The sequence below is a fragment of the Advenella faeciporci genome, assembly GCF_014652395.1.
Lineage (GTDB): Bacteria > Pseudomonadota > Gammaproteobacteria > Burkholderiales > Burkholderiaceae_B > Advenella > Advenella faeciporci.
On record NZ_BMYS01000002.1, the window covers coordinates 251481 to 269821 of the forward strand.

Below are 18341 nucleotides of genomic sequence, written 5' to 3' on the forward strand. Positions count from 1 at the left end.
AAAATTCGTTTAAATCTTTTAAATAAAAGTAATCGTGTCATAACTGCCTGTAATTATGACACGATCAGACACTGGCAAAATTGCTTCCCGTTAAATTACCGGAAAAAGAACCGCCTGCTTCATACGCACATCAAGCTGTTTTCCCTTGCGTGCACGTTTGCCTATATATTCCTGCAGATCACCCAGAGCCAGGATTTCATCCACCTGCCTGTTCCGGTAAATGCCTGAAATCGTCAGCCCTTGCTCACTGATGGGAATCAATTGATCAAGCTTGTCATTGTTATCCAGAGACATCAGGATTGTACCCCGTCCACCCCCCGACAAAGACTTGACTTCGCTTAACTCAATAACCAGAAAACGTCCACCCACTGATAGCATGGCCAGGTATTTGGCATCCTCAAAGAGGGGAACCGGTCGCATCAGGACATCACCTTTTTCAAGCGTAATGAACTGTTTGCCCGCTTTTTGCCGGCTGCTCATATCTGAAATCCGGGCACTGAAACCAAGACCACCGATTTGCGCCAACAGCCAGCGGCTGTCAGACGGCCCTGCCATGATATGAATAATATGCGTACCGCTTTCAAGATCCACCATAGAGGTAATCGGCTGACCATCGCCTCGCGCAGAAGGCAAACCACCCACTGCCACCGAGTACACACGACCGTTATCTCCAATTCCAATAAGCGTGTCAGTACTTCGGCATTCATAAGTGGCATACAGCTTGTCGCCCGATTTGAAGTTGAATTGATTGGTATCATGACCATGCCCCTGACGGGAACGCAGCCAGCCCTTTTCAGAAACAATGACCGTTACCGGCTCATCAACCACCTTCGTTTCAATAATGGCCCGTTCAGCCTCTTCAATCACTGTTCGACGGTCGTCACCATATTTCTTGGCATCCGCTTCAATTTCCTTGATAATCAATCGTTTCAGGGCACTGGGATTATCAAGCAAATCCTGCAATTTAAGCTGTTCCTGGCGCTTGTCCTCAAGCTCTTGCTCTATTTTAATGCCCTCAAGCCGTGCCAGCTGGCGCAACCGCATTTCAAGAATATCTTCCGCCTGGCGCTCGGTCAGGTTAAAGCGCGTCATTAAAGCCGCTCTTGGCTCATCGGAATCACGAATGGTTTGAACAACCTCATCAATATTCAGGTACACCAGCATCCGGCCTTCAAGCACATGAATCCGGTCCAGCACCCTGTCAAGACGATGGCGGCTGCGACGCGTGACGGTTTGTGTCCTGAATACCAGCCATTCCTCCAGAATGGTTCGCAAATCACGTTGCCGCGGACGACCATCAATACCAATACAGACCAGGTTAACGGGAACACTGCTCTCCATACTGGTATTGGCCAGCAGCAAATTAACAAATTCATCACGGTCTATGCGAGAGGATTTGGGCTCGAACACCAGTCTTACCGCCGCATCCTTGCCCGATTCATCACGTACGGCATCCAGCATGGCCAGCATGCTGGCCTTATTATTCTGCTGATCGGCTGTTAAAGACTTTTTGCCTGATTTGACTTTTGGATTGGTCAGTTCCTCTATTTCTTCCAGGACTTTTTGCCCGGACGCATTGGGCGGCAATTCTGTCACCACCAATTGCCACTGGCCACGCGCCATTTCCTCAAAAATCCAGCGGGCACGCGCTTTCAGGGAACCCTTGCCACCGGCATATATCGCTGCGATTTCATCACGAGAAGAAATGATCTGCGCCCCGCCCGAAAAGTCTGGTCCGGGAATAATCGCATGCAGTTCTTCATTGCTGATTTTAGGTTGCTTGAGCAACGTAACGCAGGCCTGGGCCACCTCACGCAAATTATGCGATGGAATTTCAGTGGCCATACCCACGGCAATTCCCGAGGCACCGTTAAGCAGCATGACAGGCAAACGTGCAGGCAACATTTGCGGTTCCTGCTGGCTGCCATCATAGTTGGGCGTAAAGTCCACCGTGCCTTCGTCAAGCTCGTCTAGCAACAATGCCGCAATGGGCGTAAGCCTTGCCTCGGTATAACGCATGGCGGCCGCACCATCGCCATCGCGCGAACCAAAGTTACCCTGCCCATCCACCAACGGATAACGCAGGGAAAAACTTTGTGCCATACGCACCAGTGCATCATAGGCTGCCTGGTCTCCATGGGGATGGTATTTGCCCAGCACATCACCCACAACACGGGCCGACTTAACCGGCTTGGCACCGGCACGCAAACCCATCTCGTTCATTGCATACAAAATACGGCGCTGAACGGGCTTTTGCCCATCGCCCACATCGGGCAAAGCCCTGCCTTTTACCACTGAAACCGCATAATCAAGATAGGCCTGTTCAGCATAGTGTCCCAGCGTGATGGTTTCATCATCACCGGGCTCGTTATTCAATATCGTATCCAATTCACTCATTACAAATCCAATTCGGCCAGATTGCCTTTTTCTTCGATCCAGGCACGTCGCTGCGACGACTCACCTTTACCCATTAGCATTTCAAACATTTTGTTGGTATCCTCAGGCGTTAACTCACCATAGCCCACCGGCAGCAAACGACGGGTATCCGGGTTCATGGTGGTTTCCCACAACTGCTCGGGGCTCATTTCACCCAAACCTTTAAAGCGGCTGATTGACAAGGCTGAGGACTTGACGCCTTCGGCATTCACCAGCTTGTCCTGAACCGCATCCAGCTCGGCCTGATCAAGACAGTAAATTTTTCTTGCGGGGCGCTTGCCTTGGGCGGGCACATCCACCCTGAACAGCGGCGGTTTGGCAATAAACACAAAGCCGTTTTCCACCAAACGGGGAAAATGTCTGTAAAACAGTGTCAGCAGTAAAACCTGAATATGAGAACCGTCAACGTCCGCATCGGAAAGAATACAGATACGCCGGTAACGCAAACCGGATAAATCGGGACTATCCTTGGGGCCATGGGGGTCTACACCAATCGCCACCGAAATGTCATGAATTTCATTATTGGCAAACAGGCGGTCACGATCAACTTCCCAGGCATTCAGCACTTTGCCGCGCAATGGCAAGATCGCCTGGAACTCTTTATCCCTGCCCATCTTGGCAGATCCACCAGCCGAGTCACCTTCAACCAGAAATACCTCGGTACGGGTATTGTCGTGCGATTCACAATCAGTCAGTTTGCCTGGCAAAACCGCAACGCCCGAGCTTTTGCGTTTTTCTATCTTCTGGTTTGAACGGGTACGGGCCTGCGCCTGGCGAATAGCCAGTTCAGCCAGTTTCTTTCCATATTCAACATTACTGTTTAACCACAGTTCCAGGGCGCTTTTGGAAAAACCGCCCACCAGCCTGACGGCATCCCGGCTATTGAGCCGCTCTTTGATTTGCCCCTGAAACTGGGGATCGAGAACTTTGGCTGACAACACAAAACTGGCCCGTGAAAAAACGTCTTCAGGCAACAGTTTGACCCCCTTGGGCAACAAGCTGTGTAAATCGGCAAAATTCTTTAACGCGTTGAAAAGCCCCTCACGCAGGCCTGATTCATGGGTGCCGCCTGCAGAAGTGGGAATCAGGTTAACATAAGACTCGCGAATCACCGGGCCTTCGGTTGTCCAGCAAACCACCCATTCGGCCCCTTCCCCCAGCGCAAAGGTTTCATGACTTTTTCCGGCATATTCTTTACCCGCAAACATGGGGATCAATAATTCCGTATCAGCCAGGGCTTCTTTCAAATAACCCTGCAGGCCATCTTCATAATACCATTCACGTGATTCACCCGTTTTCTCAAGGGTTAAAGACACCTTGATGCCGGGCATCAGTACAGCCTTGCTGCGCAGCAAATGCGCCAGTTCAGCCACTGGAATGGCAGGAGAGTCGAAATACTTATTGTCTGGCCAGACACGAACTCGCGTACCGGTTTTTTTACGTGGTACCGAACCGGCTGCCACATGCAAGGGCGTAAGCACATTGCCACCATCGGCAAAAACCAGTTCATTTATTTTGCCATCGCGCCATACTTGCACCTCAAGCCGATGAGACAGCGCATTGGTGACTGACACCCCCACACCGTGCAAACCACCTGAAAACGCATAGGCGCCACCGGCTTTTTTATCAAATTTACCCCCTGCATGAAGGCGGGTAAATACAATTTCAACCACGGGCACTTTTTCTTCGGGATGCAGACCAATTGGAATACCACGCCCGTCGTCCTCTACCGTCACACTATGATCGGCATGTAAAATTACCTGAATATGTTTTCCGTAACCGGCCAGCGCCTCATCGGCCGCATTATCAATGACTTCCTGAATGATATGAAGCGGGTTTTCAGTCCGCGTATACATGCCAGGCCGCTCACGAACAGGTTCCAGACCTTTCAGAACCCGGATGGAAGCCTCGTCATAACTTGTTTTGATCGCCACGTTAGTCTCTATACTGTGCAAAAAAACAGACATTTTAAAGTCTGATTAGTGATTTTGTCGTGCCATTCGGGCATTTTTATACAATCTTTAGATATAAATGTTATTCTTACATCAATGACAGTACACATTGTGTTCCTGAAACAAGCGAACCATCTTCCGAGCCAGTGTACTTGGCTATTCCAATTTCACCAATATAAAATTTAATTCGTATGAGCGATACTATCAAACACGCGACTGAATCCAGCTTTAACGCTGATGTTCTCAAGTCTGACAAACCCGTACTGGTTGATTACTGGGCACCTTGGTGTGGCCCCTGTAAAGCCATTGCCCCTGTACTTGAAGAAATTGCCAAAGAATACGAAGGTCGCCTGCAAGTGGTCAAGGTAGACGTGCAGGATCACCCTGAAGTGGCGGCACAGTTTGGCATTCGTGGCATTCCCACGCTAATGGTTTTCAAGCACGGTGAAGCCGTTGCCACCAAAGTGGGTGCCGTCAACAAGGCACAACTTACCAGCTTTATAGATAGCGCCCTCTAAAATCACCCAACGTATTTTATTCGTCGCGCGGGCTCATCCGTAGTCCGCCAATTTTCTCATTCTCTAATTTATTCTTATTAAAAATAATGCATCTTAACGAACTCAAGGCACTGCATGTGTCGCAGCTGCTTGAAATGGCAGCTACCCTGGAAATAGACAACGCAAACCGTTTTCGCAAGCAGGAACTCATGTTTGCCATCATGAAAAGACGGGCAAAACAAGGCGAGCAAATTTTCGGTGACGGTGTCCTGGAAGTTCTTCCCGACGGTTTTGGCTTCCTGCGTTCCCCAGAAACTTCCTATCTGGCCAGTACCGACGACATTTACATTTCCCCCTCGCAAATTCGCCGCTTCAACCTGCACACTGGTGATTCCATCGAAGGTGAAGTTCGCGTTCCCAAAGACGGAGAGCGTTATTTTGCATTAGTCAAGGTTGAAAAAGTTAACGGTGTGGCGCCTGAGCTGATGAAACACCGCATCATGTTTGAAAACCTCACGCCCCTGCATCCAAACAAACCGATGATTTTCGAGCGTGACATCAAAAGCGAAGAGAACTACACCGGCCGTATTCTGGATATTTTCGCTCCCATGGGCAAAGGCCAGCGCGCTTTAATTGTCGCCAGTCCCAAATCCGGTAAAACCGTGATGATGCAACACATTGCGCACTCCATATCGGCCAACTACCCGGATGCCGTTTTAATTGTTTTACTGGTTGATGAGCGCCCCGAAGAAGTAACCGAAATGCAACGCACCGTTCGCGGTGAAGTGGTTGCCTCTACGTTTGACGAGCCCGCAACCCGCCACGTACAGGTTGCCGAGATGGTTATCGAAAAAGCCAAGCGCCTGGTTGAGTTGAAAAAAGACGTCGTCATTTTACTTGACTCCATTACCCGCCTGGCTCGCGCCTACAACACGGTTGTACCAGCCTCAGGCAAAGTATTAACCGGTGGTGTAGATGCCAACGCACTGCAACGCCCCAAACGCTTCTTTGGCGCTGCGCGCAACCTTGAAGAAGGCGGTTCGCTTACCATTATTGGTACTGCACTCATTGAAACCGGCAGCCGCATGGATGAAGTGATTTACGAAGAATTCAAAGGCACTGGTAACTCCGAGGTTCACCTGGAGCGCCGTCTGGCTGAAAAACGCCTGTACCCTGCCATTAACCTGAACAAAACAGGCACTCGTCGCGAAGAATTGCTCATGAAACCCGAAACTCTGCAAAAAGTATGGGTTCTGCGCAAATTTATTCATGAAATGGATGAAGTTGAATCCATGGAGTTCATTATGGATAAAATCCGCTCAACAAAAAACAATGACCAGTTTTTCGACATGATGAAAAAGTAACCCGTTTCTACAAGCAAATAAAAAAGCCTGTTTTTTAACAGGTTTTTTTATAGCCGATGCCTATCTTGACCCTGTTGCAGCAACAGGCATAAATCAGATATTTGTATTGTGATAAACAATACGTTATGCTTAATGTAAGAATTAGCAATAATAACAATAATTTATCCTGGCTCAGATAACTTTTCGGTAATTTTCGTATCGAACCACTCAAGGAGATAAAGATGGAAAAGGAAAAAGAGCAAAAACTAATGTTGATGGATCCGGATACTGGTGAAGTTCATTCACTTCAACACTGGATTGCAACCAAGCCCATGTGGGAGGGCTCGCTTACCAACCCCATGGAAGGGCTGATTGAAGTCGTGAAAGACGCCAACGGCAAATGGGTTCCCAAACACGAAAAGGGAATTGGCTAGTCGTGATAGCCAATTGGCCTGATTTACCGTCAGGCCAATTCAATTGAATTGAACCGCATAAAACCACACGAATTTTTAAGCGGTCTTCTTTGCACAAACCAGTGGTTTCCAAGCTTTAATGCCTGCCTGGCCTTACAATATCAGATTGTTCACATCCCCCATCAAGACATGTCTGTTCTCGGAATTATTGCCGCCTTGCACCAGGAAATTGCCAGCCTTTTACAGGCCATGGGACCAAATGTAAAAGTCTATCGAATTGGCCAGCGTGACTACCACGAGGGCACACTCATGGGACGCTCCTGTGTAGTTGTACTCTCCCGTATTGGCAAAGTTGCCGCTGCAGCGACCACGGTAACGCTTATACGGGAATTCAAGGTAAGCGCAATACTTTTTACCGGAGTTGCCGGCAGCATCAATAAACAGGTCAAGGTGGGGGATGTAGTGGTGGCCACTCAACTACTGCAATATGACATTAATGCAAGCCCGCTTTTTCCCCGCTTTGAGGTTCCTTTACTGGGCCTCAGCCATTTTGATACGGACACCATCCTTTCAGCACAGCTGCAACAATGTGCACAGGATTACATTTCTCAAGACCTGGCCATAGATGTTAATGCCGCTTCACGGGAAGCGTTCAGACTTCGTCAGCCACAATGCCATACCGGAATTATCATTAGCGGCGATTGTTTTGTTAGTGATGCCACCCATTCCATGCAATTGCAACAGGACTTACCCGCTGCCTTATGCGTGGAAATGGAAGGGGCATCGGTTGCCCAGGTATGTTATGAATATGAAATACCCTTTGCCATCGCACGCATTATATCCGACCAGGCCGATGGCTCAGCACACATTGATTTCAATGCTTTCCTGGAACAGGTTGCCAGGTTTTATTCAGCGGGCATTTTGAAGCGCTTCTTAAACAATACCGCCCCCCTGGGACTCTCGTCTTTGTAGCGTCATTCAAATATTTCCATAGGCTGTACAAAAGTCTACAACTCTGACTTCAGTTGCTTAAGCGCCTCCTGAAACTGCCTGCTTCTGTCTTGTTTCATGGAACGGCAACTATCCTGTTTAGCCGCATTGTTAATCGCATTGAACTGCTCAACCCGATAGGAAATTGCCTGGCCATATTCATCATTATCTGAAACAAACTCATTATAACTGCTAATGAAATCGTCCACGAAAATGTCAGCTTTTTGTTTATTCAGCTGTAAAACCTGCCGGACATCTTCCTGCATTTTTTGTTCAAGACTGTCTGCTGAAAGCATTGGGTCAGAGGTAGCGCAAAATTCATGCAAAAAATAATAATCAAATGCGGCAACAAAAACCATCTCTTTGGTTTTTTCCGACACCTGTTGCGCGCTACCCATACATGGCCATAGCAAGAGTATGGCAAGCCATTTCTTTGCATTCATTTCCAGTATTTCCTTTTTATGTAAAAAAATTCTGTACAGCCTGTTCCGGTCCATATAAAATCACTTCCCGGATTTATCTTTATTCATTTTTCCCCAGTGTTAAATACTGGAAAACAACTGTAATATTACTTAAGCAAAAACACCTTTGGAGATTGCGATTCGAGTCGATCTTATTATTAGTATAGAAGCTTCATCATGAATGCAATAAATGACATTTTATCAGCACTGGAAACCCGGGGCTGGGCTATTTGTGACGGACTAATCCCGGTTACCCTGACACACCGTCTATTTGAAGAGGGGCAGCAACGTTGGGAACAAGGCCAGTTCCATGATGCCCGTATCGGACGCGAACAGCAACTGGCACGGGTAACTTCCATTCGTGGCGATTCTATCCTTTGGCTTGAACCAGAAAGCCAATATCCAGCCAGCCAGGAAATATTTCAATTAACCGGTTTAATGCTACAGGCATTAAACCGGTATTTTTTTCTGGGTCTTAAACAAATGGAATTGCACTATGCCCGCTATGCCTCGGGCACTGGCTATGCCCGCCATCTGGACCAACACAAAAATACCGCATTCCGAAAAATTACATTGGTCAGCTACCTGAACCCGGACTGGAGCGAAGCGGACGGTGGAGAGCTGGTCCTGTATGATCCTGAAAGTCCCCTGCAAGAAATTCAACGTATACTGCCTATTGCCGGCAGAACGGTCATTTTCAGAAGTGATCTGATTGAGCACGAAGTCCTGCCCTGCCAAAAACCCCGCTGGAGCATAACCGGCTGGTTCAGGGATGATGAAAGACTGTATGACATGGCAGCATAACAATGATTACCTATATTTCGCACTATTTATTCATTAAAATTTGAAAATCTTCCTGCAAATTCTTATTCATGCAAAAAATAAAAAATATAATCAGACCCTACAAAAAACACATAAAAACACTTTTAAAAAAACCTTAACATGTATGATTTGATTGGTGACATTCACGGCCATGCACTACCCCTGAAACAGCTGCTTGCAAAGCTGGACTACACTGAAAAAAACGGGTTTTGGCAACATCCCGAACGTAAAGTTATTTTTTTGGGTGATTTTATCGACCGGGGCCCCGAACAAGTGGAAGCTGTCCTGATAGCCAAAGCCATGGTGGAAAACAATGCTGCGCTGGCGGTCATGGGCAACCATGAGTTTAACGCCGTTGCCTGGACAATGCCCAACCACGATAAACCAGGTGAGTTTCTTCGCCCCCATACCGAAAGATATTTACGACAACATCAGATTTTTTTAGAACAGGTTATTGAAGGCTCCACCCTGCACCAGGAAATCACCGACTGGTTTGCGACGCTGCCCCTATTCCTGGAATTTCCGGGCTTCAGGGTTATTCATGCCTGCTGGCACTTACCCTCATTGAAAATACTGGCACCCTTTCTGGATACCCAAAACCGCATACAGCCACAGGCTTGGCCAATCCTTAGTGCAAAGGGAACAGAAACTTTCGAAGCACTGGAAACGGTTCTGAAAGGACTGAACATTGAACTGCCTTCAGGATACGGTTTTGATGACAAAGACGGCAATTTTCGCAATGAAATCCGTGCCCAATGGTGGGAGCTTAATGGATTGACCTATCGTGACCTGGCCATGGTCCCTCCCGGCGCCATCGAGCAAATTCCTCACATTCCCGTCCCTGATGACATTGTGCCGGGTTACCAAAGTGATAAGCCCCTGTTTGTCGGTCATTACTGGATGACCGGAGAACCTGAACCGCTCACGCCTTATATTGCCTGTCTTGACTATAGTATTGCCGCCAGAAACACAAAATCGGTGACCAAGGGAAAACTTTGCGCCTATCAGTGGCAGGGAGAAACCGAATTACTGCGAGACCGATTTGTTTGGGTCAGCTGAGCATTTACCCCAAAACCCAACCCAACAACCCACTGCCAGCCACCACCAGCCAGGGTGGCAGCTTCCAGAATACCAGTGCAATAAAACCAAGCAGGGCCAGACAAAAATCCTGGGGTGCAAGAATGGCACTGGTCCAGATAGGCTGATATAACGCCGCCAGCAATAACCCCACAACGGCGGCATTAATCCCCATCAGGGCGGACTTCATACCCGCATTGCGTCGCAATTGCTCCCAAAATGGCAAAGCACCGGCTAGCAGCAGAAAAGAAGGCAGAAAAATGGCGATTAAACAAAGCATTCCGCCCAGCCAACCAGTAGGCGCCTGATTCATGGCGGCTCCTAAAAAGGCCGCAAAGGTAAACAAGGGACCAGGCACTGCCTGTGTGACCCCATAACCGGCCAGAAAGGCCTCATTACCAACCCAACCGGAAGGCACCACTTCTGTCTGCAACAGTGGCAAGACTACATGCCCGCCACCAAAAACCAACGACCCGGCACGATAAAAGGCATCAAACATCGCCATGGCCTGTCCAGGAAATACATTCACCAAAAATGGTAACACAAGCAACAGACCCGCAAAAAGCGCCAGCCACACTGTGCCAGCCCTTTTAGTTACCGCCATGACAGGAAACGCTTCATGCGCTTCGACCTTTTCAGGCTTGAATAAAAATAACCCAGCCACCCCAGCAGCCGCCATTACGGCCACCTGGATCCACACCGACGGCACCAGCAATACAAAGCAAGCCGCTATCATCATGAGCGTAACGCGCAGGGCGTCAGGGCAAAGATTGCGCGCCATGCCCCAGACAGCCTGGGCCACTACAGCTACCGCAACCACCTTCAACCCTTGTAGCAGTCCATGGTCAATAGCTTCTCCATAACTGGCAATACCCAGCGCAAACAGAATCAGGGCAATCGCCGATGGCAATGTAAAACCGGCCCAGGCCGCGAATGCACCGGCATACCCGGCCCGGGACAAACCCAATGCCATTCCAACCTGGCTACTGGCTGGCCCAGGCAAAAACTGGCACAAAGAAACCAGGTCTGCGTATGTCCGATCACTTAACCAACGACGCTTTACGACAAACTCTTCACGAAAATACCCCAAATGAGCGACCGGACCACCAAATGAAGTGAGGCCCAGTTTCAAAAAAACAAGAAATACCGCCCATGGGCTACGGTCGGGTACAGACACTTGCGACATGTGATCCTTTTTACAATATTTTCTATAGCCCAACATACTAATGGAAATATATGACAAGTGATGCTGATGCTACCAATGTAAACGGGCTTTATGTCCCAAAAATCCACCTGACGGGAAACACCACTGGTGCAAAACGCAAAGAAACCTGTTCTTGCCTGGCCCTCTGGAACAATTAATTCTGCCTTAAATTATTTTCTTCAATCACCGCAGACCAAATAGCAGAATCCCTGGCAATGGTTTCCTGCATGGTTGCCGAATCAGTGTAATAAGGATAAGCTCCCACCGCTTTGAGCCGAGTCTGAGTGTCCGGGTCATTAACAACGCTTGCCAGGGCATCGGACAGGATTTTTACCGTAGTGTCTGGTGTATCTTTGGGAACTACCAAACCAGACCATGACACCGCTTTGCTTGCCTGAATATCCTGCTCTTTCAGTGTTGGTACATCTGGCAATTCTTCAAGTCGCACATCGGTATTGACTGCAATCGGACGTAAATTACCCGCCTTGATCTGGGTAAGCACTGCGACCAAATCAGAGTACATCACAGATACATCGCCTGCCAGTACAGCGGTTACCGCTGGTGCACTACCCCGATAAGGGATGTGCGTCATTTTGATGCCCAAATCTTTTTTAATCAGTTCCATGGCAAGATTGGCGGTGCTGCCAATTGCCGCTGAAGTATAGTTGATGCCATCTTTATTGCTTTTGGCGACCTGCGCCAATGATTTCATATCGGTAATTTCCGGATGTTTCTTGGCGTTGACCACAATGACCAATGGTGTAATATACGCTGTGCCCACCGACTTGATATCTTTTTCCAGATCATAAGGTGCTTGTGACAATATGAAAGGTGCCGTCAGGCTGGGCGCTGCCAAACCGGCCACCGTATAGCCGTCTGGTTTACTTCTGATTAATTGGTTAATACCAATCGAGCCCGATGCCCCTGATTTATTCTCGACGACGACTGTCTGATTCAGTTTTTTCCCCAAGGCATCAGCCAATACACGTCCGGCAACATCAGTGGGTCCACCCGGTGGGAACGGCACAATAAAGTTTATTGATTTATTTGGAAAATCATTTTTTTGCGCACGGGCAGCCTGCAAAACCAGACCCTGACTTAGGATCAATGCAGAAACAACCGTCAATTTACTCAATAACTTCAAGGCAATCTCCTACCATCAAATAATAATGTAATCGCCGAAGCGTACCCTGTAACCCAACTTAAAAATATTGGTGAATGTCCTCGTTCAGCAATTTGGAAAGGAGGGTTCCATAAAATAAAAGTATATTGGAAAAAAGCATTTTATTTCAACGCTTAATCGTTTCTTTTCAGCAAACCTTCAAGTACTAATCGATAGAATTGATCAAACGCATCCCCTATGCGCATGCCGGTTTCCTCAAGAAAAACCGGATTCCTCAGGCGATGGGCGGCGCCCAGAATCGCTTCCGATACCAGTCTTGGATGTTGTGAGGCAAACACCTGTTGTTTGATCCCTTCTTCAATAATGCCTTCCAACCCTCTGACCCGCGCCAATTGGTAGTCATCAAACAATTTTCTGCCCTGCTCCGTTGCCTCCAGATCAATCAGGCACGCTTTGCTGATACCCGAGGTATTCAACGTTGCCGTCAAATATGCCTTGATGATCTTGGTGGGTTCACTTTCTTTATTGGCCTTGGCAAAACCATGCTCAAGCTGTGAATTAAAAACTTCACGACAAATATGAATAAACAATTCTTCTTTAGCAGGGGCTATTTGATAAATTCGCCTTCTTGAGCACTTCAAACGGCCAGCGATATCGGCAATGGTTAATTTGGAAATACCTTCCGTGACGAGCAGCTCTGTCAATTGCTGCATGAATGCTGCTTCAGTCCGTCGTGCCATTGTTTGCCTCCCCTTTAAAGATTCCCATTATAACTGCCTGAATATTTTGGGTACTTTCCCTATTGACTTGGCACCAAAGTATCAATATTATCGTTCAAACGGTACCATAATTAACAATTTAGTACCATGACAATCAGAGACAATTCATGAAACATAAAGACCCAACCCTTTACAGCACCACCACAGTTCCCGCGCTTTTCCTTTCCGCCTTCAAGGCTTTCCCAGACCGTACTGCCCTGGTAGACACCCATCAACAACTCACTTACCGGGAAGTGGCAGCCAAATCCTTTCAAGTTGCCCGTCTGCTAAAGCTTAAAGGCATGAAACGCCAGGATACGGTTGCCTTGCTCTTAAGCAACAACATTGATTCCCTGGTGACACTCATAGCCGTGCAATTACTGGGTTTACGGTATATTTCCCTGCACCCCATGGCATCGGAAAGCGATCATTGTTTTGTTTTACAAGACGCCCAAGCGCGCATGCTGATTGCCGACGGAATTAAATTTCCTGAACGCGTGCAAGCCCTGTATCAACAAAACACGGTTGAACAAGTACTGACCCTGGCACCATCTTCAATAGATGCCGGTTTATTGCAACAGGCTTTAACCATGAGCACCGAACCAATCAGTATTGAATCCCAGCCTGATGACTTCACAAAAATTTCATATTCAGGTGGGACAACCGGTCGTTCAAAAGGCATTTTGCAAACTCACCGCACGGCGATCACCATGGTCACTTACCAGCTCGCTTACTATGAATGGCCACAAAACATACGCTTTTTGGCAACCACGCCCATTTCGCATGCCGCCGGCTCTTTCGTACTGCCTATTTTCCTGCGTGGTGGCACCATGCACTTGCAGGATAAATACGCTGCGGACAGCTTCATTCAGTATGTGGAGCAGCACCAGATCAATACAAGCTTTATGGTACCAACCCAAATTTATACATTACTTGATTCCCCACTACTGGATCAGGCCAAGTTGTCCAGCCTTGAATACATCTTATATGGTGCTTCTCCCATGGCACCCTCCCGTCTGCTTGAGGCTTTACAGAAAATTGGCCCTGTTTTTGGGCAACTTTATGGCCAGGCTGAAGCACCCATGATGATCAGCTACTTGTGCAAAGAAGATCATGACCCAGCACGCCCCCATTTGCTTCGTTCCTGTGGCCGTATTATTCCTGGCAATACGGTCAAATTGCTGGATACGGAATTGAATGAGGTCCCAACAGGTGAAATTGGTGAAATTTGTGTCCGCGGTCCGCTTGTCATGGAAGGCTATCTGAATCGCCCAGAAGAAAATGAAAAGGTCTTTTCCGGTCAATGGTTGCATACCGGAGACATGGCCAGGCAAGACGAACAAGGCTTCCTGTACATCGTTGACCGGGCCAAAGACATGATTATTTCAGGTGGTTTTAATGTTTACCCCAGTGAAATTGAAAATTGCCTTGCTACACACCCTGCCATTGCCATGTCAGCCGTCATTGGCGTGCCACACGAAAAATGGGGAGAGGAAGTCACTGCCATTGTTGTTCTAAAACCAGGCATAAAGCCAAGTAAAAAAGAACTGATTGATTTTGTACTTAAAGAAAAAGGACCGGTAAACACCCCTAAAAAAATTTTCTTTGAAGAAGAGCTTCCCTTAACCTCACTAGGGAAAATCGATAAAAAAACCATTCGCAGCAAATTCTGGCAGCAACAGGACAGACAGGTCAGCTAGGCCTATCAAGAAAAAAACGCAGACAGTCACCCGACCTGCATAACACAAGGAGACATCAATGATATTGAAAAAAATCTTATTAACAGCTTGCCTATCCATGGGCGTATTAAGTACCACAGCATTTGCGGCATCCGAATACCCCAGCAAATCGATCCACTTAACGGTTCCATTTGCAGCGGGTGGTGTTACTGACCTGACCGCCCGCACGTTTGCCAAACAACTGTCTGACGCGCTAAAACAACCTGTTATTGTCGAAAACCGCCCGGGTGCCGGCGCTACCATTGGCGCCAACCATGTTGCCAAATCCACACCCGATGGCTATTCCTTATTGCTTGGCACCAATGTTACCCATGCCATTACACCCCAAATGATGCAAAAGGCACCTTATAATCCGCTTGAGGATTTTCAGCCGATTGCCATGTTTGGCCTGAACGGGAATGTATTGCTTGTGAAGCAGGATTTCCCGGCAAATACCTTTGAGGAGTTTCTTGACTACATCAGAAACAGCAAAAACGAACTTAATTATGCATCGGGCAGCATTGGCAGTTCTGCGCATCTTGCCGCTGAATTACTCAAAATTGAGGTCAAGGACATTCAATACACGCATATCCCGTTCGGTGGTCCTTCTGAAGCCATGTCGGCCTTAATCGGCGGCCACGTTGATTTCATGTTTAGCAATATCGGCGCTGCGGTCAGCCAGACAAAATCGGGCAAGGTAAAAGCCCTGGCCGTGACAACATCCAAACGCACCACTGAATTACCCAATGTTCCCACCATCGCAGAATCTGGTGTGCCCGGATTCGAGGTAGTGGGCTGGATGGCAGCCTTTGCACCTAAAAACACACCCCCTGCCACCACACAAAAACTTAACGCACTTATTAATACTTCCCAGGAAAACCCTGAATTGCGTAAAACAATGGATACCGCATCGGTCATTCCTGTTATTTATACACCGGAAGAAACGGCAACTTTCGTGAAAAATGAATATGAAAAATGGGGAAATGTCATTCACGCAGCCAACATTCCAAAAATGTAAACAACCACTTACCCGGAGTTTGTAATGACTATTAAAAATAAGGCCTATATTGTTGGCGCTTATGAGCACCCTACCCGGTTTGCTCCCGACAAATCGGTTGCCCAGCTTCACGCAGAAAGCGCGCTGGGTGCCTTGCAGGATGCAGGGTTGGAATTAAAGGATGTAGACGGCTACTTTTGTGCCGGTGACGTTCCCGGTGGAAGCCCGATTTCCATGGCAGAATACCTTAACCTTAACCTGAGCTGGCTGGACGGCACGGAAATTGGAGGGTGCTCTTATATTGCCCATGTGGAACGCGCGGCACAGGCCATTGCCGCAGGCAAATGCCGTGTTGCCCTGATTACACTGGCGGGCAAACCCAAAAGCACGGGTGTAGCCACTGGCACCGCTACCCGTATACTAGGACCGGAACGCCCGGAAACACCATGGGATTTACCTTACAAACCCACCATTACCGGCATTTATGGCATGATTACCCAACGGCATATGCATGAGTACGGCACCACCGCTGAACAACTGGCCGCCATCAAGGTCGCTGCCTCACACCATGCCCAATATAATGAAAATGCCCTGCTTAAAAAAGTGGTCACGGTTGAAGATGTCATTAACTCACCCATTATTGCGCCCCCCTTGCACCGGCTTGACTGCTGCGTCATTACAGACGGCGGTGGTGCACTTATTGTTACCACGCCTGAAATTGCCAAATCACTTAAGCGCCCACTGGTAAAAGTCATGGGGGCCAGCCAGACCATTAAAACCAGCCATGGTGGCTATATTGCACCAACAGAAACAGGCGCCCTCAAGACCGGCCCTGAAGCTTTTTCCGAGGCAGGCGTTACCCCCAATGATATTAAATACGCCTCTATTTACGACAACTTTACGATCATGGTTCTTATGCAGCTTGAAGACCTGGGTTTCTGCAAAAAAGGCCAGGCAGGCCAATTTGTAGCCGAAGGAAATTTAATTTCCGGCACTGGCAAACTGCCGTGGAATACCGATGGCGGTGGCTTGTGCAACAATCACCCCTCCAATCGCGGCGGCATTACCAAAGTCATTGAAGCGGTTCGCCAGCTACGCCAAGAAGCCCACCCGGCCGTACAAGTGAAAAACTGTGATATTGCACTGGCTGCCGGCCCAGGCCTTGTGGTTGGCGAAGGCCATGCCCATGCCACCCTGATTTTAGGAAGAGAATAAACATGGATAACCTGGATAATAAAACCACAGACTTTCATTCCGATGCCTATGCCAATGCTTATCCCGAAACCAGACCGTTTTGGGAAGCAGCGGAAAAAGATGAGCTCTTGCTGAAAATATGCCACGATTGCGACAAAACCCATTGGTATCCGCGCATGATTTGTCCCTTGTGCGGCAGTGCCAATACAGGTTGGCTAAATGCAAGCGGTCAGGGCACGCTCTATGCCTTCAGCCATATTGAAAAAGCGGACCCACCTTACACGCTGGCTTATGTTCAGCTGGATGAAGGCCCCATCATCATGAGCAATATTATTGATGCCGAGGTTGACCAGTTAAAAATTGGCGCACCCGTAACGGTGGCCTTCCAACGCATGAAAGAAGGCAGGAAAATGCCTGTTTTCAGGTTGATTGAATAAGGGGCAGTTTTCACAACCCATAAAGACGTCTTTTCTCTAGACATCTTTAAATATTAATGAACCGCGGATTTTCAGGGCCAGCGCTTCTGTAATCCGCCTCAAAGCCCCCACCATTTTGTCATGATTCTGTTCTACGCGAACAGTCAATGTTGATACACTCAAGGCACAAATGCCATTACCATAAGCATCCCTGACCGGCATTGATAATGAGCGAACCGGTAAATCGGGAGCATCCTTGGTGGCATACCCCTGCGTTCTTGCCTGGCCAACAATTTGCATGAATTCATTAATGGGCGGCTCTGCGCGTGCGGTCAGCAAAGCTTTGTTTTTCAAAAGGATTTTTTCCACTTGCTCATCGCTCATGGCGCTGAGCAACGCAATACTGCCGGCACCGCAGCCCAACGGACGGCGCTGTCCTACACCGAGGTTCAAGACACGAATGGGAAAGTGCCCTTCAGCGCGGTCAAGACAAACCACATCATGACCACTCCTAACCGTTAAGAAAGCACTATCACCGGTAATACCCGACAATTCCTGCAGCGCTTCTTTACACAGTTGCTGGGCAGGCACCGATGAACTGGCGGCAAGGCCAAGTTCATACAAAAGCGGGCCAAGATGGTAATTGCGGGTCAATGGATTCTGGACCAGCATGGACTCTGCCGTTAAACGGCGCAATATACGATGAACGGTAGGTCTTTCAATACCAGACCTTTCTGCTATTTCACCCAGTCCAAACCCCATCCCGTCCGAGGCGGCAATGACGCGCAGGATTTCGGTTGCACGGCCAATACTTTGCGTGCCCCCCACCTCTTTTTTATTATCACTATAGTCCATATTGTGGATTCCTTATATTTACTAGTTCATTTTTTAGCATAATAATACATTCAAACAATACAAAACAAGACCTTGCACTTACAAA

Annotated in this window: 17 protein-coding genes; 10 read left to right on the forward strand and 7 right to left on the reverse strand. The window is 48.1% G+C overall.

Going from position 1 to position 18341, the window contains the following annotated elements; translation table 11 throughout:
- Positions 1 to 90: 90 nt before the first annotated feature.
- Together parC and parE are read right to left on the reverse strand one after the other, a co-directional pair.
- A complete protein-coding gene (parC, locus tag IE074_RS02995) occupies positions 91 to 2397 on the reverse strand; it encodes a DNA topoisomerase IV subunit A (protein WP_189383958.1) in 2307 nt (768 codons plus the stop codon).
- Positions 2397 to 4370, reverse strand: a complete 1974-nt coding sequence (gene parE / locus IE074_RS03000; protein WP_308429744.1) for a DNA topoisomerase IV subunit B — start codon at positions 4368 to 4370, stop codon at positions 2397 to 2399. Before parE ends, parC begins: the two co-directional genes overlap by 1 nt.
- Positions 4371 to 4579: 209 nt before the next feature.
- Here parE and trxA point away from each other — a divergent pair, with 209 nt between their 5' ends.
- The 4 genes from trxA to IE074_RS03020 all read left to right on the forward strand — a co-directional run bounded on the left by trxA (position 4580) and on the right by IE074_RS03020 (position 7613).
- The gene (gene trxA / locus IE074_RS03005) at positions 4580 to 4906 is read left to right on the forward strand and encodes a thioredoxin TrxA (protein ID WP_189383960.1); all 327 of its coding nucleotides are present in this window, start codon (positions 4580 to 4582) and stop codon (positions 4904 to 4906) included.
- 86 nt (positions 4907 to 4992) lie between these two features.
- The gene (gene rho / locus IE074_RS03010; RefSeq protein WP_189383961.1) at positions 4993 to 6249 is read left to right on the forward strand and encodes a transcription termination factor Rho; all 1257 of its coding nucleotides are present in this window, start codon (positions 4993 to 4995) and stop codon (positions 6247 to 6249) included.
- 221 nt (positions 6250 to 6470) lie between these two features.
- A complete protein-coding gene (locus tag IE074_RS03015) occupies positions 6471 to 6662 on the forward strand; it encodes a hypothetical protein (RefSeq protein ID WP_189383962.1) in 192 nt (63 codons plus the stop codon).
- 168 nt (positions 6663 to 6830) lie between these two features.
- Entirely contained in the window at positions 6831 to 7613 is a 783-nt protein-coding gene (locus IE074_RS03020; RefSeq protein ID WP_189383963.1) for a 5'-methylthioadenosine/adenosylhomocysteine nucleosidase, read from the forward strand.
- A 35-nt stretch (positions 7614 to 7648) separates the two neighbouring features.
- Here the strand turns inward: IE074_RS03020 and IE074_RS03025 are convergent, their stop codons facing one another.
- Positions 7649 to 8074 carry a hypothetical protein gene (locus IE074_RS03025; RefSeq protein ID WP_189383964.1) on the reverse strand — a complete coding sequence of 142 codons (426 nt, stop codon included), beginning with the start codon at positions 8072 to 8074 and terminating at the stop codon, positions 7649 to 7651.
- A gap of 195 nt (positions 8075 to 8269) precedes the next feature.
- Here IE074_RS03025 and IE074_RS03030 point away from each other — a divergent pair, with 195 nt between their 5' ends.
- Together IE074_RS03030 and IE074_RS03035 are read left to right on the forward strand one after the other, a co-directional pair.
- Positions 8270 to 8896: a 2OG-Fe(II) oxygenase gene (locus IE074_RS03030; RefSeq protein ID WP_189383965.1), complete on the forward strand. Its 627-nt coding sequence runs from the start codon at positions 8270 to 8272 to the stop codon at positions 8894 to 8896.
- A 138-nt stretch (positions 8897 to 9034) separates the two neighbouring features.
- On the forward strand, positions 9035 to 9973 hold the full coding sequence (locus tag IE074_RS03035) for a metallophosphoesterase (RefSeq protein WP_189383966.1): 939 nt from the start codon (positions 9035 to 9037) through the stop codon (positions 9971 to 9973).
- 4 nt (positions 9974 to 9977) lie between these two features.
- Here the strand turns inward: IE074_RS03035 and chrA are convergent, their stop codons facing one another.
- The 3 genes from chrA to IE074_RS03050 all read right to left on the reverse strand — a co-directional run bounded on the left by chrA (position 9978) and on the right by IE074_RS03050 (position 13058).
- Positions 9978 to 11177 carry a chromate efflux transporter gene (gene chrA, locus IE074_RS03040; protein ID WP_189383967.1) on the reverse strand — a complete coding sequence of 400 codons (1200 nt, stop codon included), beginning with the start codon at positions 11175 to 11177 and terminating at the stop codon, positions 9978 to 9980.
- Positions 11178 to 11349: 172 nt separating this feature from the next.
- On the reverse strand, positions 11350 to 12339 hold the full coding sequence (locus IE074_RS03045) for a Bug family tripartite tricarboxylate transporter substrate binding protein (protein ID WP_189383968.1): 990 nt from the start codon (positions 12337 to 12339) through the stop codon (positions 11350 to 11352).
- A 152-nt stretch (positions 12340 to 12491) separates the two neighbouring features.
- Positions 12492 to 13058 (reverse strand): TetR/AcrR family transcriptional regulator, encoded by a 567-nt coding sequence (locus tag IE074_RS03050; protein WP_189383969.1) that lies wholly within the window; start codon positions 13056 to 13058, stop codon positions 12492 to 12494.
- A gap of 146 nt (positions 13059 to 13204) precedes the next feature.
- Here IE074_RS03050 and IE074_RS03055 point away from each other — a divergent pair, with 146 nt between their 5' ends.
- From IE074_RS03055 to IE074_RS03070, 4 genes are read left to right on the forward strand one after another with little or no spacing between them, the layout of a single operon-like run.
- Complete coding sequence (locus IE074_RS03055) at positions 13205 to 14776, forward strand: AMP-binding protein (protein WP_189383970.1); 1572 nt, start codon at positions 13205 to 13207, stop codon at positions 14774 to 14776.
- Positions 14777 to 14834: 58 nt separating this feature from the next.
- Positions 14835 to 15812: a Bug family tripartite tricarboxylate transporter substrate binding protein gene (locus IE074_RS03060; RefSeq protein ID WP_189383971.1), complete on the forward strand. Its 978-nt coding sequence runs from the start codon at positions 14835 to 14837 to the stop codon at positions 15810 to 15812.
- Positions 15813 to 15836: 24 nt separating this feature from the next.
- On the forward strand, positions 15837 to 17006 hold the full coding sequence (locus IE074_RS03065; RefSeq protein ID WP_189383972.1) for a thiolase family protein: 1170 nt from the start codon (positions 15837 to 15839) through the stop codon (positions 17004 to 17006).
- Between the two features lie 2 nt (positions 17007 to 17008).
- A complete protein-coding gene (locus IE074_RS03070; RefSeq protein WP_189383973.1) occupies positions 17009 to 17422 on the forward strand; it encodes a Zn-ribbon domain-containing OB-fold protein in 414 nt (137 codons plus the stop codon).
- 36 nt (positions 17423 to 17458) lie between these two features.
- On the opposite strand, the gene IE074_RS03075 is transcribed toward IE074_RS03070, so the two are convergent.
- Positions 17459 to 18256: an IclR family transcriptional regulator gene (locus IE074_RS03075; protein ID WP_189383974.1), complete on the reverse strand. Its 798-nt coding sequence runs from the start codon at positions 18254 to 18256 to the stop codon at positions 17459 to 17461.
- Positions 18257 to 18341: the final 85 nt, after the last annotated feature.